This window comes from Metabacillus sp. B2-18 (assembly GCF_021117275.1).
Classification (GTDB): Bacteria; Bacillota; Bacilli; order Bacillales; family Bacillaceae; genus Metabacillus.
The window spans coordinates 1,250,808-1,265,954 of the sequence record NZ_CP088245.1; the positions used below are offsets into that span (position 1 = coordinate 1,250,808).

The 15,147-nt window shown below is 34.4% G+C and carries 12 protein-coding genes and 1 pseudogene; 9 read left to right on the forward strand and 4 right to left on the reverse strand.

Going from position 1 to position 15,147, the window contains the following annotated elements:
• Positions 1-196 precede the first annotated feature (196 nt).
• From LPC09_RS06285 to putP, 3 genes and pseudogenes are all read left to right on the forward strand, one after another.
• On the forward strand, positions 197-814 hold the full coding sequence (locus tag LPC09_RS06285) for a superoxide dismutase (RefSeq protein WP_231309230.1): 618 nt from the start codon (positions 197-199) through the stop codon (positions 812-814).
• 225 nt (positions 815-1,039) lie between these two features.
• Positions 1,040-1,585, forward strand: coding sequence for an NADPH-dependent FMN reductase (locus LPC09_RS06290; RefSeq protein WP_231309231.1), 546 nt, complete (start codon positions 1,040-1,042; stop codon positions 1,583-1,585).
• A 632-nt stretch (positions 1,586-2,217) separates the two neighbouring features.
• A pseudogene (putP, locus tag LPC09_RS06295) lies at positions 2,218-3,683 on the forward strand (sodium/proline symporter PutP).
• A 52-nt stretch (positions 3,684-3,735) separates the two neighbouring features.
• On the opposite strand, the gene LPC09_RS06300 reads toward putP, so the two are convergent.
• Complete coding sequence (locus LPC09_RS06300; RefSeq protein WP_231309232.1) at positions 3,736-4,584, reverse strand: AraC family transcriptional regulator; 849 nt, start codon at positions 4,582-4,584, stop codon at positions 3,736-3,738.
• Between the two features lie 119 nt (positions 4,585-4,703).
• Here LPC09_RS06300 and LPC09_RS06305 point away from each other — a divergent pair, with 119 nt between their 5' ends.
• From LPC09_RS06305 to LPC09_RS06315, 3 genes are all read left to right on the forward strand, one after another.
• Positions 4,704-5,705: a Gfo/Idh/MocA family protein gene (locus LPC09_RS06305; protein WP_231309233.1), complete on the forward strand. Its 1,002-nt coding sequence runs from the start codon at positions 4,704-4,706 to the stop codon at positions 5,703-5,705.
• Between the two features lie 15 nt (positions 5,706-5,720).
• Positions 5,721-6,647 carry an aldo/keto reductase gene (locus LPC09_RS06310; protein ID WP_231309234.1) on the forward strand — a complete coding sequence of 309 codons (927 nt, stop codon included), beginning with the start codon at positions 5,721-5,723 and terminating at the stop codon, positions 6,645-6,647.
• 329 nt (positions 6,648-6,976) lie between these two features.
• Positions 6,977-7,303: a hypothetical protein gene (locus tag LPC09_RS06315; RefSeq protein ID WP_231309235.1), complete on the forward strand. Its 327-nt coding sequence runs from the start codon at positions 6,977-6,979 to the stop codon at positions 7,301-7,303.
• A 375-nt stretch (positions 7,304-7,678) separates the two neighbouring features.
• On the opposite strand, the gene LPC09_RS06320 is transcribed toward LPC09_RS06315, so the two are convergent.
• Genes LPC09_RS06320 through LPC09_RS06330 form a run of 3 tightly spaced genes read right to left on the reverse strand, consistent with a single transcriptional unit; the run spans position 7,679 to position 11,494 of the window.
• A complete protein-coding gene (locus LPC09_RS06320; protein ID WP_231309236.1) occupies positions 7,679-8,782 on the reverse strand; it encodes a GerAB/ArcD/ProY family transporter in 1,104 nt (367 codons plus the stop codon).
• A 19-nt stretch (positions 8,783-8,801) separates the two neighbouring features.
• Positions 8,802-9,998, reverse strand: a complete 1,197-nt coding sequence (locus tag LPC09_RS06325) for a Ger(x)C family spore germination protein (RefSeq protein WP_231309237.1) — start codon at positions 9,996-9,998, stop codon at positions 8,802-8,804.
• Positions 9,999-10,015: 17 nt separating this feature from the next.
• Positions 10,016-11,494 carry a spore germination protein gene (locus LPC09_RS06330; protein WP_231309238.1) on the reverse strand — a complete coding sequence of 493 codons (1,479 nt, stop codon included), beginning with the start codon at positions 11,492-11,494 and terminating at the stop codon, positions 10,016-10,018.
• Between the two features lie 442 nt (positions 11,495-11,936).
• On the opposite strand from LPC09_RS06330, the gene LPC09_RS06335 reads away from it, so the two are divergent.
• The 3 genes from LPC09_RS06335 to LPC09_RS06345 all read left to right on the forward strand — a co-directional run bounded on the left by LPC09_RS06335 (position 11,937) and on the right by LPC09_RS06345 (position 15,016).
• The gene (locus LPC09_RS06335; protein WP_121664897.1) at positions 11,937-12,803 is read left to right on the forward strand and encodes a carbohydrate ABC transporter permease; all 867 of its coding nucleotides are present in this window, start codon (positions 11,937-11,939) and stop codon (positions 12,801-12,803) included.
• A complete protein-coding gene (locus LPC09_RS06340) occupies positions 12,803-13,630 on the forward strand; it encodes a carbohydrate ABC transporter permease (protein WP_231309239.1) in 828 nt (275 codons plus the stop codon). Before LPC09_RS06335 ends, LPC09_RS06340 begins: the two co-directional genes overlap by 1 nt.
• Positions 13,631-13,732: 102 nt before the next feature.
• On the forward strand, positions 13,733-15,016 hold the full coding sequence (locus tag LPC09_RS06345; protein ID WP_231309240.1) for an ABC transporter substrate-binding protein: 1,284 nt from the start codon (positions 13,733-13,735) through the stop codon (positions 15,014-15,016).
• The last annotated feature ends 131 nt before the right edge of the window (positions 15,017-15,147 follow it).

The window sequence follows — 15,147 nt, forward strand, 5'->3', positions numbered from 1 at the left end:
AGGAGTCTCGCATCTTCCGTTCCAATCAACCTTAAATTGCTTAAGCTGATAGAATGTAGTCATAAGTAACATTTTTAAATCTTTAAAAAGTATTTAAGCAAATTATTTGAGTTTTAAAAAAGTATTGTTTATTCTTTATTTATACTTATTATACTATTAAGTATAAATAATATAAAATTATTGGAGGATGTAAATAATGACAACTTATACTTTACCAACTTTACCTTATAGCTTTGATGCGCTTGAGCCTCATATTGATCAGCGTACAATGGAAATTCATCACGGAAAACATCATCAAACATATGTTAATAACTTAAATGCTGCACTTGAAGGAAAAGCAGACTTACAATCAAAATCATTAGAGGATCTATTAAGTAATTTAGATGCTGTTCCAGAACAAATTAGAACAGCTGTAAGAAATAATGGTGGTGGTCATTTAAATCATTCATTATTCTGGGAAGTTATTGCACCTTCAGGGGGGAACCAAATTCCTACTGGAAAATTAGCAGATGCTATTAACAATGCATTTGGAAGCTTTGATAGCTTTAAAGAAGCATTCACAAAAGCGGCAACAACGCGTTTTGGATCAGGTTGGGCTTGGTTAGTAGTTGATCAAAATGGAAACCTTCAAGTAACAAGTACAGCTAACCAAGACAACCCAATTATGGATGGTCAACAAGCTATTCTAGGGCTTGATGTTTGGGAGCACGCTTACTACTTGAACTACCAAAACAGAAGACCTGACTATATTTCAAGCTTTTTTAACATTATTAATTGGGATGTAGTTGCAGAAAAATTAGAGAATGCTAGATAAATATTTACTGAGGTTTATGAATAAGGTGTCTAAAAAGGCACCTTATTTTTGCTGTATTGGTGAAATTTCATTATGTTGAACAGAAAGAATTGGTAATGATCAAAACATAGAAGTGGTTGTTTTGCTAACAAAGAAGAGAAAATTGATGTTCGTCATGTTATTGTTAACTATGGAACATTTTATCATTTCTTCACACACAAGCTTTTTCAAATAGGAGGCTAAAACATGAAACTTGTTGGTATATCAGGTTCAATCATTGGTTCAAAAACTGCAAAGGCAGTAAATGAAGTATTGAACGCAGCAAAAGCTATAGATCAGGATCTTGAAGTTGAATTGATTAATCTAAAGGATTATGAAGTAGAATTTGTTAAGGGCACTCCGCTGTCTTCCTACAATCAAGACACAATTAAGGTTGTTAACACAATCCAATCAGCTGACTTTCTTGTGATTGGAACTCCAATCTATCAGGCTTCTATCCCAGGTGTCTTAAAAAATTTGTTTGACCATCTACCTATTGATGCATTTAAATCGAAGGTGACAGGAATGATTACAACGGCTGGCACAGACAAACATTTTCTTGTAACGGAATATCATTTAAAGCCAATCCTGACCTATTTAAAGGGAGTGGTTCCTGTTAGTAATGTATTTCTTCAAAACTCAGATTTTAATAAAGAAAATGAAATAATTAATGTTGATATTACGAATCGAATTAACGAATTGGCTAAAGAGATGATTTTTCTACAAAAGTCACTAGGGGACTCAGAAGCTTAAAATTTAAAATTGATAAAAATAAGAAAAACCGGACAATTTTGCCCGGTTTTTCTTATTTTTATCTTTCGCATAATTGTTTAACTTAAAAAAGTTTAAGTTTGTTATATGAATCAATTTCATAAGGTACAGTTGGTTACCAAAAAACGTAATAAAATTCGTCTTAACAGTGATTTTGTTCGTATAATATTTAACAATAAGTTATCCAAAAAGAAAAATGTTCGTTTTTTGATTTAATAGCGATTATTATGAAATTAACTCATATACCTAAATATTAAAGTTTTTGCTTGATTTGTAAGCGATCTCAAACCTGTTGTGTTTTTTACACAAGGAGGAAGCAAAATCTTTGTATTTGTGCTACATTGTAGAAATCATATGTAAAATTGTAAAATATTTGTAAAGAAACAGTGTAGATATTTAATTTGTTTAGGCTGTATAACTAAGGGGTGTTTCTTTAAAACTTTTCCCTTTCATGAGCCTAAAGTTATTGACGTAATAGCTATGAAAAAAGTATTATCAAATAATAAAATCTTAAAGTTATGTGTTTGAAAAAGAAAATATAAGCTTAGGAGAAATTAACCCTCGCCTAGCGAGGGTTTTATTTTCAATAAAATTATTTGAAAAGAGGGAATAGTATGAGTTATCAGTTACTCGGTTCCATTGTTGTCTATATGGTTGGGATGTTACTAATTGGTTATTACGCCTATAAACGGACCGCTAACTTATCAGATTATATGTTAGGGGGAAGGTCTTTAGGTCCCGCTGTTACCGCTCTAAGTGCTGGAGCCTCAGAGATATGAGTGGATGGCTGCTTATGGGACTTCCTGGAGCTATGTATGTACAAGGATTAAGTGCCTCTTGGATTGTGATTGGTTTGACTCTTGGTGCGTATGCAAACTGGTTGTATGTGGCACCTCGATTAAGAATGTACACAGAGGCTGCTAACGACTCGATGACAATTCCTTCTTTTTTGGAGAATAGGTTTGGAGATACCTCTAAAATGCTCCGTCTTATTTCAGGATTAGTTATCATTATCTTCTTTACGTTTTATGTATCTTCAGGGATGGTTTCTGGAGGGGTGCTATTCGAAACCACATTCAATCTTGACTATACAGTTGGACTTTGGATCATTGCTTTAGTGGTTGTATCCTACACATTATTCGGAGGATTCTTGGCAGTAAGCTGGACAGACTTTGTACAGGGATTGATTATGATCATTGCCCTTATTCTTGTTCCTCTAGTGACGATTATTGAATTAGGAGGGATTGGTCCTTCTTTTAGTGAAATAAAATCAATTGATGAGTCTCTTTTTAATATTTTTAAGGGTACTAGTTTCCTAGGAATTGTTTCTTTATTCGCGTGGGGGCTTGGTTACTTTGGGCAGCCACACGTTATCGTTCGATTTATGGCGATTTCATCTGTAAAAGAGATAAAGAAGGCAAGACGTATAGGAATGGGCTGGATGATTTTTTCTGTTGTAGGTGCTATGTTTACTGGGTTCGTAGGGCTTTCTTATTATTCGAAAAATGATCTTAATCTTTCAGACCCTGAGACAGTTTTTATTGGATTAAGTGGTATATTATTTCATCCTATTATTACAGGATTTCTACTTGCTGCTTTGTTAGCAGCTGTTATGAGTACCATTTCTTCTCAACTTTTAGTTACATCAAGCTCGTTAACAGAAGATTTGTATAAGACATTTTTCCGACGTTCGGCAACTGATAAGGAATTAATGGTTATTGGACGATTATCAGTTTTAATTGTTTCCGTTATTTCTGTTGTAATTGCCTACAATAAAAGTGGAACAATTCTATCTTTAGTAGGTTATGCATGGGCTGGATTTGGTTCAGCTTTTGGTCCGGTTATTTTACTAAGTTTATATTGGGAGAGAATGAATAAATGGGGAGCTCTTGCTGGTATGATTGCTGGAGCATGTACTGTAATTATTTGGACTAACATCCCGGGTCTAAGTGCAACGATTTATGAAATGATTCCAGGCTTTTTTGTGAGTTTACTAGCATGTTATTTCGTTAGTATTGTAACACCGGCACCTTCAAAGAACATTAGAGATAAGTTCAATCAATATAAGCAATCCGCATGAAAAAAGCACCACCTGTTTGTCCTAAAGAAGGGACTATGGGTGGTGCTTTTTCTTAACTATTCATCTCATAGTCATGCAATTTACGATATTCAGTAGGAGTCATTCCTTCTTGCTCAATAAATCGTTTATTAAAGTAGCTAATACTAGGATAACCTACTTTTTGTGCAATGTCTTTTATGGTCATTTCTTTATGATCAAGCAGCCATTGTTTACTTGCTTGCAAACGGCATAAGGTGATAAACTGCATCGGTGTCATTTGCGTGGCTCTTTTAAATAATCGACAAAAGTAATATGTGCTGACACCCGCGTTATGAGCCCAGTACTCAAGATCAAATGGTTCACAAGCACTTCTTTGCATACTTGGCAAGAGAGTTTGAATACGATCATCCTGTTCTTGTGAGCGATCAGCTGTTTTTGGTGCAGCATTTCTTACAAATTCCATTAAAAATGTGTATGTAAAAGTAGACAAGCTTGAAAGCTGCAAAAAACTGTTTTTTTCTGCCTCAATTAATAGCTGATCGTGTGCTTTTTCAAGAATAGACAATTTTTGAAGAGTCCAGAGTGAGTGTTGATGAAACCCTTTTTTTGAGAGAAATTGATTAAGTACATCACCGTAAAAATGAACCCAACGTATATTCCATGGATCTTGTTTACTACTATAATACCGCTGTTCCTGCATTGGAAAATACAAAAAAGCGTCTCCCCTTTTGATCATTACTGGACTGCCGTCTATTTCCACATACCCTGATCCTGATAAAACAAAGTGAATACTAAAGTTGTTTAATGTACCAACTTTGCGATTTACTTCATGATCAGGTTCATCCCAATACCAGCCAATTGATTCAGGAAGAATTATAAAATCATTGTTTTGTAATGTAGGTAATAAAAATTGCCTTAGCATTTGCATCACTCTTTCAGGACAATATTCTTTTATTATAAGGGCAATATGATTCTATTTTTATTTTAAGATGTGTCTCTTATAATAACAATATAATATTAAGTTTAGGGTAGAGGGAGAGAATGTTAATGGAAAAAATTCGTTGGGGAATTATCGGAAGTGCAAATATAGCAAAAGGGTCAGTTATACCAGGTATTCAGCAATCAGAAACAGGTGAGGTTGTTGCTATTGCTAGCAGAGGATTGGAAAAAGCAAAAGAAACGGCAGAACAATTAAATATTCCTAAGGCTTATGGAAGTTATGAGGAATTACTCCAAGATCCTGAAATTGAAGCCGTTTACATCCCACTTCCAAATCATTTACATAAAGAGTGGACCATTCGTGCAGCAGAAGCAGGTAAGCATGTTTTATGTGAAAAGCCTTTAGCATTAAATGCAAATGAAGCGGAAGAAATGGTAACTGCTTGTGAAAGAGCTGGTGTCATTTTTGCAGAAGCATTTATGTATCGTTATCATCCACGTTATAAGCTTATAAACGAATTAATTGGCTCTGGTGAAATTGGTGAAATTCGGAGTATTCATGGAACGTTTACCTTTAATAATGCAAATGATAGTGGAAATGTTCGTTATAAAAAGGAATGGGGTGGAGGTTCATTATATGATGTTGGTGTTTACCCCGTTAGTGCTGCGAGAATGATTTTGAATGAAGAGCCTAAAGCAGCAACTGTTCATGCATTTTTTTCTGAGAAGCATGATGATGTTGATATGATGGCATCGGGTATTTTGGAATTTGATAAAGGTGTCGCTTTAACATTTGATTGTGGAATGTGGGCCGCTTTTAGAAATGAACTTGAAATTCTTGGTACAAAGGGCCGTATCGAGCTTCCATCAGCATTTATAACACATCAAAATGAACAAGATCATATTATTGTTCACTCGAATGATGGAAAAAGAGAGCTTGAGGTGCCTTATTTAAATCAATATGCCCTTCAAGCTGATGCAATGGGAAGAAGTATTCGAAACGGTGAGGCATTACCATTTCCTTCGCATGATGCAGTATTAAATATGAAAGTGATTGATGCTTGTTTAACCTCAGCAAAAGAACGTCGTCGTGTTGAATTATAAAAAGGGGGACATTTGATGAAGACGATTGGAATTCCAGGCTTAAATAAGCCGATAACAACACTAATTCAAGGCTCAGATTATTTTAAACCAGAAGTATATGAAAAAGTTTGTCGTGTTCTTGATCAATATGTTGCGATCGGTGGTAACACAATTGATACAGCACATATTTATTGTGGAGGCGAAAGTGAAGTAGCGATTGGCATGTGGATGGAAGAACGTGATAATCGAGAAGATATTGTTATCTTGACTAAAGGTGCACATCATGACCTAAACGGTCCTCGTGTGAATCCTGAAGCAATCGCTAAAGACCTTTTTGAAAGTCTAGAACGATTAAAAACAGATTACATCGATTTATATGCTCTGCACCGTGATGATCCAGCAGTACCAGTAAGTATTATTATGGATGCATTGAATGAGCATATAAACGAAGGGCGAATAAAGGCAATCGGTGGATCCAATTGGACAACACAACGGTTACAGGAAGCAAATGAATATGCAGCCAAAAACGGTTTAGTTGGTTTTACGTTTAGCAGTCCTAATTTAAGTTTAGCAAAACCAAATGAACCGTTTTGGGCAGGATGTGTTTCAGCGGATTCAGCTGACTGTCTATGGCATGAAGAGCATCAAATTCCACTTCTCTCTTGGTCATCACAAGCAAGGGGATTTTTCACAGGTCGATACAGTCCTGAAGATCGAAGTAATGAGGATCTTGTTCGGGTTTTTTATAACGATGAGAACTGGGAACGATTACGTCGTGCTGAAGTTATGGCTAAGGAAAAGGGAGTTAGTACGATACAAATTGCTCTTGCTTATGTACTTAATCAACCTTTTCCTACATGTGCTCTTATTGGTGCTCAAAATGCAGAAGAATTACAATCGTGCTATGAGGGAGCAAAGATTGTTTTAACTAAGGAAGAATTGAAATGGTTGGAGCAGGTTTAATTCTTGAACATAATATAGAAAAAAGACGTTAAAACAAATGTCTGTTTTAACGTCTTTTTTCTTTTTATACTATCAGAAAGCAGAAAATTTTAAGGATGATAGTATAAGAAAAGCTAAGGCTTTCGCCATTAGGGCTTGGCGACAAGCCAAGCTTTTCTATAAGTAAATATCATTAATGGGTTATGATTTACTTTCTAATTATTATTGCCAATAATTATTAAAATATAATCATATATTTTAATAAAGATTTATTTTTTGCGTTTTTGGTAAGCAGTTGTACATTATGAAATATATCAAGTAAGTGAGTTTTTCTGAAGGGAGCAAAAAATATGTACTATGCCCGACTTATTCAATATAAACTAGGAACGAATCAAAGAAAGGTTGCAGAAGAGTTAACAAAAAAGTTTGATAAAATAAGCAGGAATTTATATGGATTTAGAGGAAATGTTTATTTTTTTGATGATCCACATGGTGAATACAAAGCGCTTAATTACTGGGATACAAAGGAACTTGCTGAAAAAGCTCATGAAGTGCTATTTCCTCAGCTAGAAAATGAATTAAAGAATGTAACTACTGAGAAGCCAAGGTATAGTATCTTTGAAGTGTATGATCCAACAGATGATCAAGACCTGGTGGCAAGTCATACAATAAAGTAAAAGTTTATAAAAGCAATATACCTAGGTATCTATTATCTTTAGCTAGGTATATTGCTGTTGTTATCAATGAGGTTTTAGCCCTAATTGAATTAATAGACATAATATAATAAAACCTGTTCATTCTAATAGTAATAACGAATATGAGTGGGTGATAAGTATGAAAACTTTTTTTGTTTTATCTCTTTTAATGTGCAGTGGTGTTTTTTTTATTATGATATTAGATTATGTTCAAGGAAAAGGGTTTTTTTTAATATGGAACATCATAGTTAATCAAGTTAATTCATTTATCGGCGAAGATTATTTTATGATTTTTATCTTTTTACTTGTCTTTTTCACTCAATTGTATTCCTATGTTAAACCTAAAAAAACAAGAAGTTAACTACTCCTTTTTAACACTTTTTCTTTAATAACAATGGTGAGTAACAGCATAATAGGTATGATAATTTGAAAGGGAAGATGAATATAGTAAGGTACAATATTTAACCCTTCTTCTATATGACCTTGATAGCTTTGCGTGATAACTAAGGAAAAAAGTAAGATCATCCCACCAACAAAGCAATTAATAAAAGGGTGTGGAGTGATAGAAAAAACTTGATTGATCCCTAATACTGCACAATAGAAGAAAACGGCTATTTTAATAAAACCTAGAATAACCATTAAAATAATCACAAGTGTGTCTAATCTCTGAACAAAATCACCAATATCAATATAAGCAACTGCTGTAAGTGCAGGAAATGAAGAGCGAATAATAACATCTGGCCCTAATACAAAGATAAACTGAAGAGCACTAATTGTAAAATATAAGCCACATAATATAATTGCTACTATTCCATACTTAAATCCTTTTTTACTATCTTTAAGATATGGGAAAATCATTGTAAAAGTGATAAGCTCTCCGTATGGTACTGTAATGTTAAGAGGAAATATTTCTTTAAAGATAGGTTTCCATCCCTCACTTAACACAGGAAGTACATTTTCGAAATGTAAATAACCTCCTAATACGAACATAGAATCTAAAATAAAAAAGAAAATAACAATGATTCCAAAACAAATAATAGCAACCCTCGAAATGACCTCAAAGCCTAAACTCACTGCATAAATTAACACAAAGGTGATACAGATTCCAATTGTAATGATAGAAGTACGAAAATATGCTGAAACAACAAGGAGCTCTTCGAAATCACGTAAAACTCTTGATGCTATGTAAATAAAGTATAGGATATAAAGGAAACTAACAATCGATCCTATGTACTTTCCCCATATAACTTGAATATAGGAAGTTAATGGTTTATCGGGGTATTTTCGATAGATGAAAAAATACAAACTAAATAATAAAATGCCGAATAGAGGTGAAATGAGCGTAACGATCCAAGCATCTTGTTTTGCTCCACTTCCGATATCTAATAAAATTGCAGTGCCAAATAAAAATAAAACCATTGTACAAAATAACTGGACATGATTAATTTGTATTTTTTGCATAATTTAGTTCTCATACCCTTCATTTAAGTTCATAAGAATTAACCCGCATGCCCGTATTATCAATATTTGCCTTAACATTAATAGAAAGAGCGGCATTAGAAAAAAGTTGGTTCCAATTATTTTTATGTTCTTTCCAATAGGTTGGATTTGACTTTGATAATTTCTCTCCAAAGCCGAATACGTCTGCTCCATGTTTTTGTGTCACTTCAAATACCTGCTTGATCTGAGATGTAACTTCTTTAACAAAAATATTTTCAAACTTTTCTAAGGTTTTGGAATCTTTTAAATTTAAGTTACAAGTTGTTTCACTTATTTCGCTTCTTAGTAACATATTAACCTGTAAGATAATCTCGCCATTTTTCACTTCTGTTGATAGCTTGGTCTTATTTCCACGTGTGATTAGGGTTATCTGCTTGTTATTCTTTTCAGTGTTAGCCTCACAGGGAAGAGGGAAAGTTGAACTTTTTGCTTCAGACAAGATTAATTGTGCAGTCCTTGCCAACGGACCATCCAACCATTGGACAAGCCTATCCTTTTTGAATAACGCAATACCGTCCACCTGCATAACTGTTGGATCAATCTTCTCTAAATTTTCAGTTTGATTATCAACTATTTCCTTTTTAGTATGACTAATACCTGTCAGCATAATATCACGCCCCTCACTTGAAAGGCTGGCGATCACTTCATACATCGGAACTAATTCTGCTACACCATACATCTTTTTGTTGTTTTCACTTGTACTAATAATACTTTTAGCAGGATTGGATTCTATTGGCTCTATTAATGCAAGTAATTCTTCTGCCGTTGATCCTCTAGCAATGAAAACTGGAATGTTGGATCGAGCCTGCTTACCTCGTTCAAATGCATCCAAAAGTGTAGCAATCCCTTTTTTAGCTTGCTCTTCACTAATGACAACAAGTGAAAGATGTGAAACAACGCTCTCTCTGGGGATAATGGCGGAAGATTTACGGTAAGTATCAATAAGTGAATCTCCCTCAACAGTGTAATTAACAAGTGATAAACCTGAGGTATTTCCAGTATTATTTGACAATGGGCTAGGATTAATAACCTGATGTGTGACACGGATCCCACTTTCTTGATTCTTTGGAATGTCAATTCCTAGAGAGGTAATAAGTCCTATTTCATTTAGTTCTTTATAGTTTGAGCAACTTGTTAGGAGTAAACATAGCAATATCATGAATGTTATGTTCTTCATAATAGCCTCTTTCTTAACTAGTTCTTTTTAGAAGATGATTTTCTTCGTAAAACAGGGAAGGAAAATCGAAATAAACTATCTTTTTGTTCTTTTAAACTAAATGGAGCATATGGAGTGAGATAAGAAATTCCAAAGGATCGTAAACTGCAAAGATGCAGTAAGATAGCCAAGCTCATTAAAAGAACCCCAAATAACCCGATAAAAGCTGAGCTGAATAATAAAAAGAATCGTAACCCGCGAGCAACATTAACAATACTTGTATTTGGCAATGTAAAACTGCTAATAGCAGAAGTAGCAACAATAATAACAACAGCGGCTGACACAAATCCAGCTTCAACTGCAGCTTGTCCCAGTATAAGCGCACCAACTATTGAAACAGCAGGGCCGATTGCTCGAGGCATACGTATTCCAGCTTCTCTTAAAACCTCAAAGGCAACTTCCATCATAAGAATTTCAATGACAGCCGGAAAAGGGATTCTCTCTCTTTGTGCCATAATTGAAACAAGTAAAGTTGTAGGAATTAACCCTTGATGGTGAGTGATTAGGGCCAGATAAATGGCAGTTGCATACATATTAACAAGAAAGGCTCCTACGCGTAGCAATCTTAGAAAAGTACTATAGACGTAATTATTATAATAATCCTCTGGTGATTGAAAAAATTGTATAAATGTTATAGGGCATATAAGGACAAAGGGAGTACCATGAATAAATATGGCAATTTTTCCTTCTAACAAATTGGCAACAACAACATCTGGACGTTCTGTATTAAGTAATAATGGGAAAAGTGTTTTTTTATGATCTTGAATAAGCTCTTCTATATAGTTTGATTCTAGTACTCCATCAATATCAATGGATTCTATCCGTTTAACAATCTCATCCACATATTTTTTTTCGGTAACTCCTTCAAGATACATAACAGCTACTTCAGTTTTTGTGATAGTTCCAACTTTTGAATTCCAAATTCTCATGTTTGAATTCTGAATCCTACCACGAATGAGGGATATATTTTGGCGAATGTTTTCATTAAAACTATCTTTAGGACCTCGTATGACAGTTTGACTAGTAGGTTCTGTAATTGAACGTGACTCAATCTTCTGGGTACCAGCTATAATAGCTTTTGGAATATTATCTAAAAGTATGACTGTATCACCAATTAATATTGATGAAAGAAGCTTCTCCCAATCAGTTGCGAAAGAAATGTCTGAGACTTCTAAAGTATTAAAGATAGATCCTTCAAGGTCACTTGGTGATAATTGATTATTACTAGTTTTCACTAACTCAATAATGGGCTCTATTATATGTTCATTCAAACTTTTTGCATCTACGATTCCACTGAGATGAATGATTGCTATGTTTGTACCATTTTGTGGTTGGTTCAACTGACGAACGGAAAGGTCATTGGTTTTCCCAAACTCTTTCTCGATGTTTTGAACATTTTCCTTTAGATCTGTAGAGATGCGTTTTTCCTTGGGGTGTTGCTGGAGAGAGTTTGTCATGTTAAATAAATACCTCTCTTTAATTAACGAGTTGGTTTATATGTTTTCCTTTTTTTATCTCATTATGTAGGAAAAGGAGAAATATATATCGATATTTAGCAGCGGTCTTCAACGCAAGTAAAATGAACACGAGATATGGTTAAAGTGGATGGTCTTAATTTAACAGGAAGAAAGAAGGGAAAGGTAAGTTTAGTTGTACTTTTTTTTAACGGTTTACAGTACACCTTAGTATAAAGGTCACACAAAGGTCAAAAAAGTGCACCTTTTTAGTCAATTGAGTTTATCGTAATAAAAATGAAAACGCTTTATACTTGGATTAAGCAAGCGGTTACAAAAGCAACTAGGTGGTGATGATGAAGTGAGTGCCAAAATAAATACTAATGAATTGGCTGCAAAAGAAAGTTATGTAAATCAAGCATTACAGGCAAAACGAAAAACAAGAATGAAAAAAGCTTTAGGCTACGCAGCATTCGTGGGACCTGCACTTTTATTCTTTATTTTGATTCAAATTATCCCGTTTATAATGGGGGTTTATTATTCGTTTACTTCATGGAATGGGGTAAGTTCTAATGTTGAATGGGTAGGATTACAAAACTATATTACAATCTTTACTGATGACAAAAAGTTTTTTAATTCATTCCTATTTACAACAAAGTTTATGTTTGCTGCGGTTATCATTAGTAATCTATTAGGATTTGGACTAGCGTTACTATTAAATGCAGCATTAAAAACGAAGAATATTTTAAGAACCGTATTCTTCATCCCGAACGTTATCGGTGGATTACTACTAGGGTTTATCTGGCAGTTTATCTTCGTTAAAGGTTTCGCATCTATCGGGAATATGACAGGAATTAAATTCTTCCAATTACCTTGGTTAGGTGATGAGGCAACAGCGTTTTGGGGAATTGTCATCGTATTCGCTTGGCAAATCAGCGGTTATATGATGGTTATCTATATTGCAGCACTTCAAGGTGTTGATACTTCTTTATTAGAAGCAGCAAGAATGGATGGAGCATCAAACTGGTCTATTCTTAAAAACGTTATTGTTCCTTTAATTTTACCTGCCTTTACGATTTGTTTCTTCTTAACAATCTCCATGGCATTTAAAATATTTGACTTAAACCTTTCCTTAACAGGTGGCGGTCCATTTAACTCTACAGAATCTGTTGCGATTAATATTTACCAAGAAGCATTTATGAACAATCGATATGGATTAGGTACAGCGAAATCCATTCTATTCTTTATCGTTGTAGCCGTGTTTACAACGCTACAAGTAACATTCACAAAGAAGAAGGAGGTTGAAGCATAATGAATAGAGGCTATACAAAAGGAACATTCGTATTAGAAGTTCTGGGAATTATGCTCGGCCTAGTTTTTCTTATACCGTTTTACTTCGTAGCGATTAACTCAGTTAAAGGCTTTTCGGAAATTTTAATTGACGCAGCAGCGTTACCAAAGGAAATATTATTTAGTAACTATGCGAAAGTATGGGAAGTTATTAGCTTCCAAGATGCATTTCTTAACTCTTTAATCATTACTGTGTTTAGTATTGCTGGAATTGTTGTGATTAGTTCTATGGCAGCTTGGAAAATGGTTAGAACACCCGGGAAGTTAAGTAAAATTTTATTTATCTTCTTTGTCTCAGCAATGGTTATTCCGTTCCAAACGGTTATGATTCCATTAATGAAATTGGGTGGAACGCTTGGAATCATGAACAGTATCCCTGGAATTGTGATCATGTACTTTGGATTTGGAGTTTCATTATCACTGTTCTTATATCATGGTTTTGTGAAAACAATTCCACTTGAGATTGAGGAATCCGCAAGTATTGATGGTTGTACACAGTTTGGTGTGTTTTGGAGAATTGTATTCCCATTATTAAAACCAATCACTGTAACTGTTATTATTCTCAACACATTGTGGATCTGGAATGATTATTTACTTCCATTACTTGTGTTACAAGATGCAAGCTTAAGAACAATTCCTTTAGCAACAAGCTCTTTCTTCGCACAATATACAAAACAATGGGACATGGGATTAGCAGCATTAGTACTAGGTATTGCACCAGTTATTGTGTTCTTCCTTTTCCTACAAAAACACATTATCAAAGGTATTGCAGCAGGATCTATTAAATAGATTCAGCTTACAAAATTGTATATAATGTTCAATTGCTGAAACTCTTAGTTCTTGAACATTCATATAAAAATATAAAGATACAAATTAGGGAGGTCTACTGTAATGAAGAAACTGATGCTTTTAGGTTTGTCAATGCTATTAGTTTTAGGTATCTTAGCTGGTTGTAATTCAAACAAAGAAGAAAGCTCTTCTGAAGGTAACAATGAAGGTTCAGGTGATGGAGAAGTAGTAACATTAAATCTGTTCCAATTCAAAGTTGAAATTGCTGATCAGCTTCAAGCAATGATTAAAGAATTTGAAGCAGAGCATCCAAATATTAAAGTGAAACTTGAAACTGTTGGTGGCGGTGCTGACTATGGTGCTGCTTTAAAAGCTAAATTTGCGTCAGGCGAAGAGCCAGATATTTTTAACAACGGTGGTTTTAAAGAACTTGAGCTTTGGAAAGAGCACTTAGCAGATCTTTCTAACGAGCCATGGGCAGAACATGTTCTTCCAATCGGTAAAGTTCCAACTACAGATGCAGATGGTAAACTATACGGTATGCCAGTAAACCTTGAAGGTTATGGATTCATTTATAACAAAGATTTATTCGAAAAAGCAGGTATTACTGAAACTCCAAAAACTCTTTCTGAATTACAAGATGCTGTTAAGAAACTTGAAGCAGCTGGAATTAAAGCATTCTCAGCTGGTTATGGCGAGTGGTGGGTAATTGGTCAACATTTATTCAATATTCCATTTGCTCAACAAGATGATCCTGTAGCATTTATTGAAGGTTTAAATGATGGTTCTACTAAATTTGCTGGTAATGAGCAATTCTCACAATTAAAAGAAGTAATTGATCTTGAAGTGAAAAATGGTGTTGGTAACCCAATCACAACTGATTATAATACTCAAGTAACATTATTTGCTTCAGGTGAAGCGGCAATGCTACAACAAGGTAACTGGACTGAAAACATGATTACTGAAATCAATCCAGACATGAACATGGGCTTCTTACCAATTCCTTTAAATGACGAAGCTGATGCTGATTTATTACCAGTTGGTGTTCCAAATAACTGGGTATTAAACAAAAACTCTGAGCATTTAGAAGAAGCTAAAACATTCTTAAACTGGATGGTTTCTTCTGAAACTGGTAAACGTTATATCACGGAAGAATTTGCGTTCATTCCTGCATTCGATAATATCGAAGCTTCTGGTTTAGGTGATTTAGGTCAATCAATTCTTGAATACTCTAAAGCAGAGAAAACAATTCCTTGGACTTGGTTCAGATGGCCAGATGGAGCAAACAAAGAGTTTGCTGCTACAATCCAAGAATATGCAGCTGGTAAAATCAGCTATGAAGAAGCTTTAGAAAAATTCCAAGCAACTTGGGATAATCTGAAGTAATAATAATAACTATGAAGCATGTCTATAATAGGCATGCTTTTTAGCTATATGTATTAAGGGTGGTAGGGGCTTACATTTCACTGATATGATTTCTAGTCTATAATGGTAAAGATAGACGAAATGATTGGAGG

Excerpts from the sequence above, each read along its gene's own strand:
- LPC09_RS06335 (WP_121664897.1), top strand. The coding sequence starts at position 11,937 with ATGAAAAAAGCTTTAGGCTACGCAGCATTCGTGGGACCTGCACTTTTA.
- LPC09_RS06330 (WP_231309238.1), bottom strand. The coding sequence starts at position 11,494 with ATGACAAACTCTCTCCAGCAACACCCCAAGGAAAAACGCATCTCTACA.
- LPC09_RS06315 (WP_231309235.1), top strand. The coding sequence starts at position 6,977 with ATGTACTATGCCCGACTTATTCAATATAAACTAGGAACGAATCAAAGA.
- LPC09_RS06310 (WP_231309234.1), top strand. The coding sequence starts at position 5,721 with ATGAAGACGATTGGAATTCCAGGCTTAAATAAGCCGATAACAACACTA.
- LPC09_RS06290 (WP_231309231.1), top strand. The coding sequence starts at position 1,040 with ATGAAACTTGTTGGTATATCAGGTTCAATCATTGGTTCAAAAACTGCA.
- LPC09_RS06325 (WP_231309237.1), bottom strand. The coding sequence starts at position 9,998 with ATGAAGAACATAACATTCATGATATTGCTATGTTTACTCCTAACAAGT.
- LPC09_RS06305 (WP_231309233.1), top strand. The coding sequence starts at position 4,704 with ATGTTAATGGAAAAAATTCGTTGGGGAATTATCGGAAGTGCAAATATA.
- LPC09_RS06320 (WP_231309236.1), bottom strand. The coding sequence starts at position 8,782 with ATGCAAAAAATACAAATTAATCATGTCCAGTTATTTTGTACAATGGTT.
- LPC09_RS06340 (WP_231309239.1), top strand. The coding sequence starts at position 12,803 with ATGAATAGAGGCTATACAAAAGGAACATTCGTATTAGAAGTTCTGGGA.
- LPC09_RS06345 (WP_231309240.1), top strand. The coding sequence starts at position 13,733 with ATGAAGAAACTGATGCTTTTAGGTTTGTCAATGCTATTAGTTTTAGGT.
- LPC09_RS06285 (WP_231309230.1), top strand. The coding sequence starts at position 197 with ATGACAACTTATACTTTACCAACTTTACCTTATAGCTTTGATGCGCTT.
- LPC09_RS06300 (WP_231309232.1), bottom strand. The coding sequence starts at position 4,584 with ATGCTAAGGCAATTTTTATTACCTACATTACAAAACAATGATTTTATA.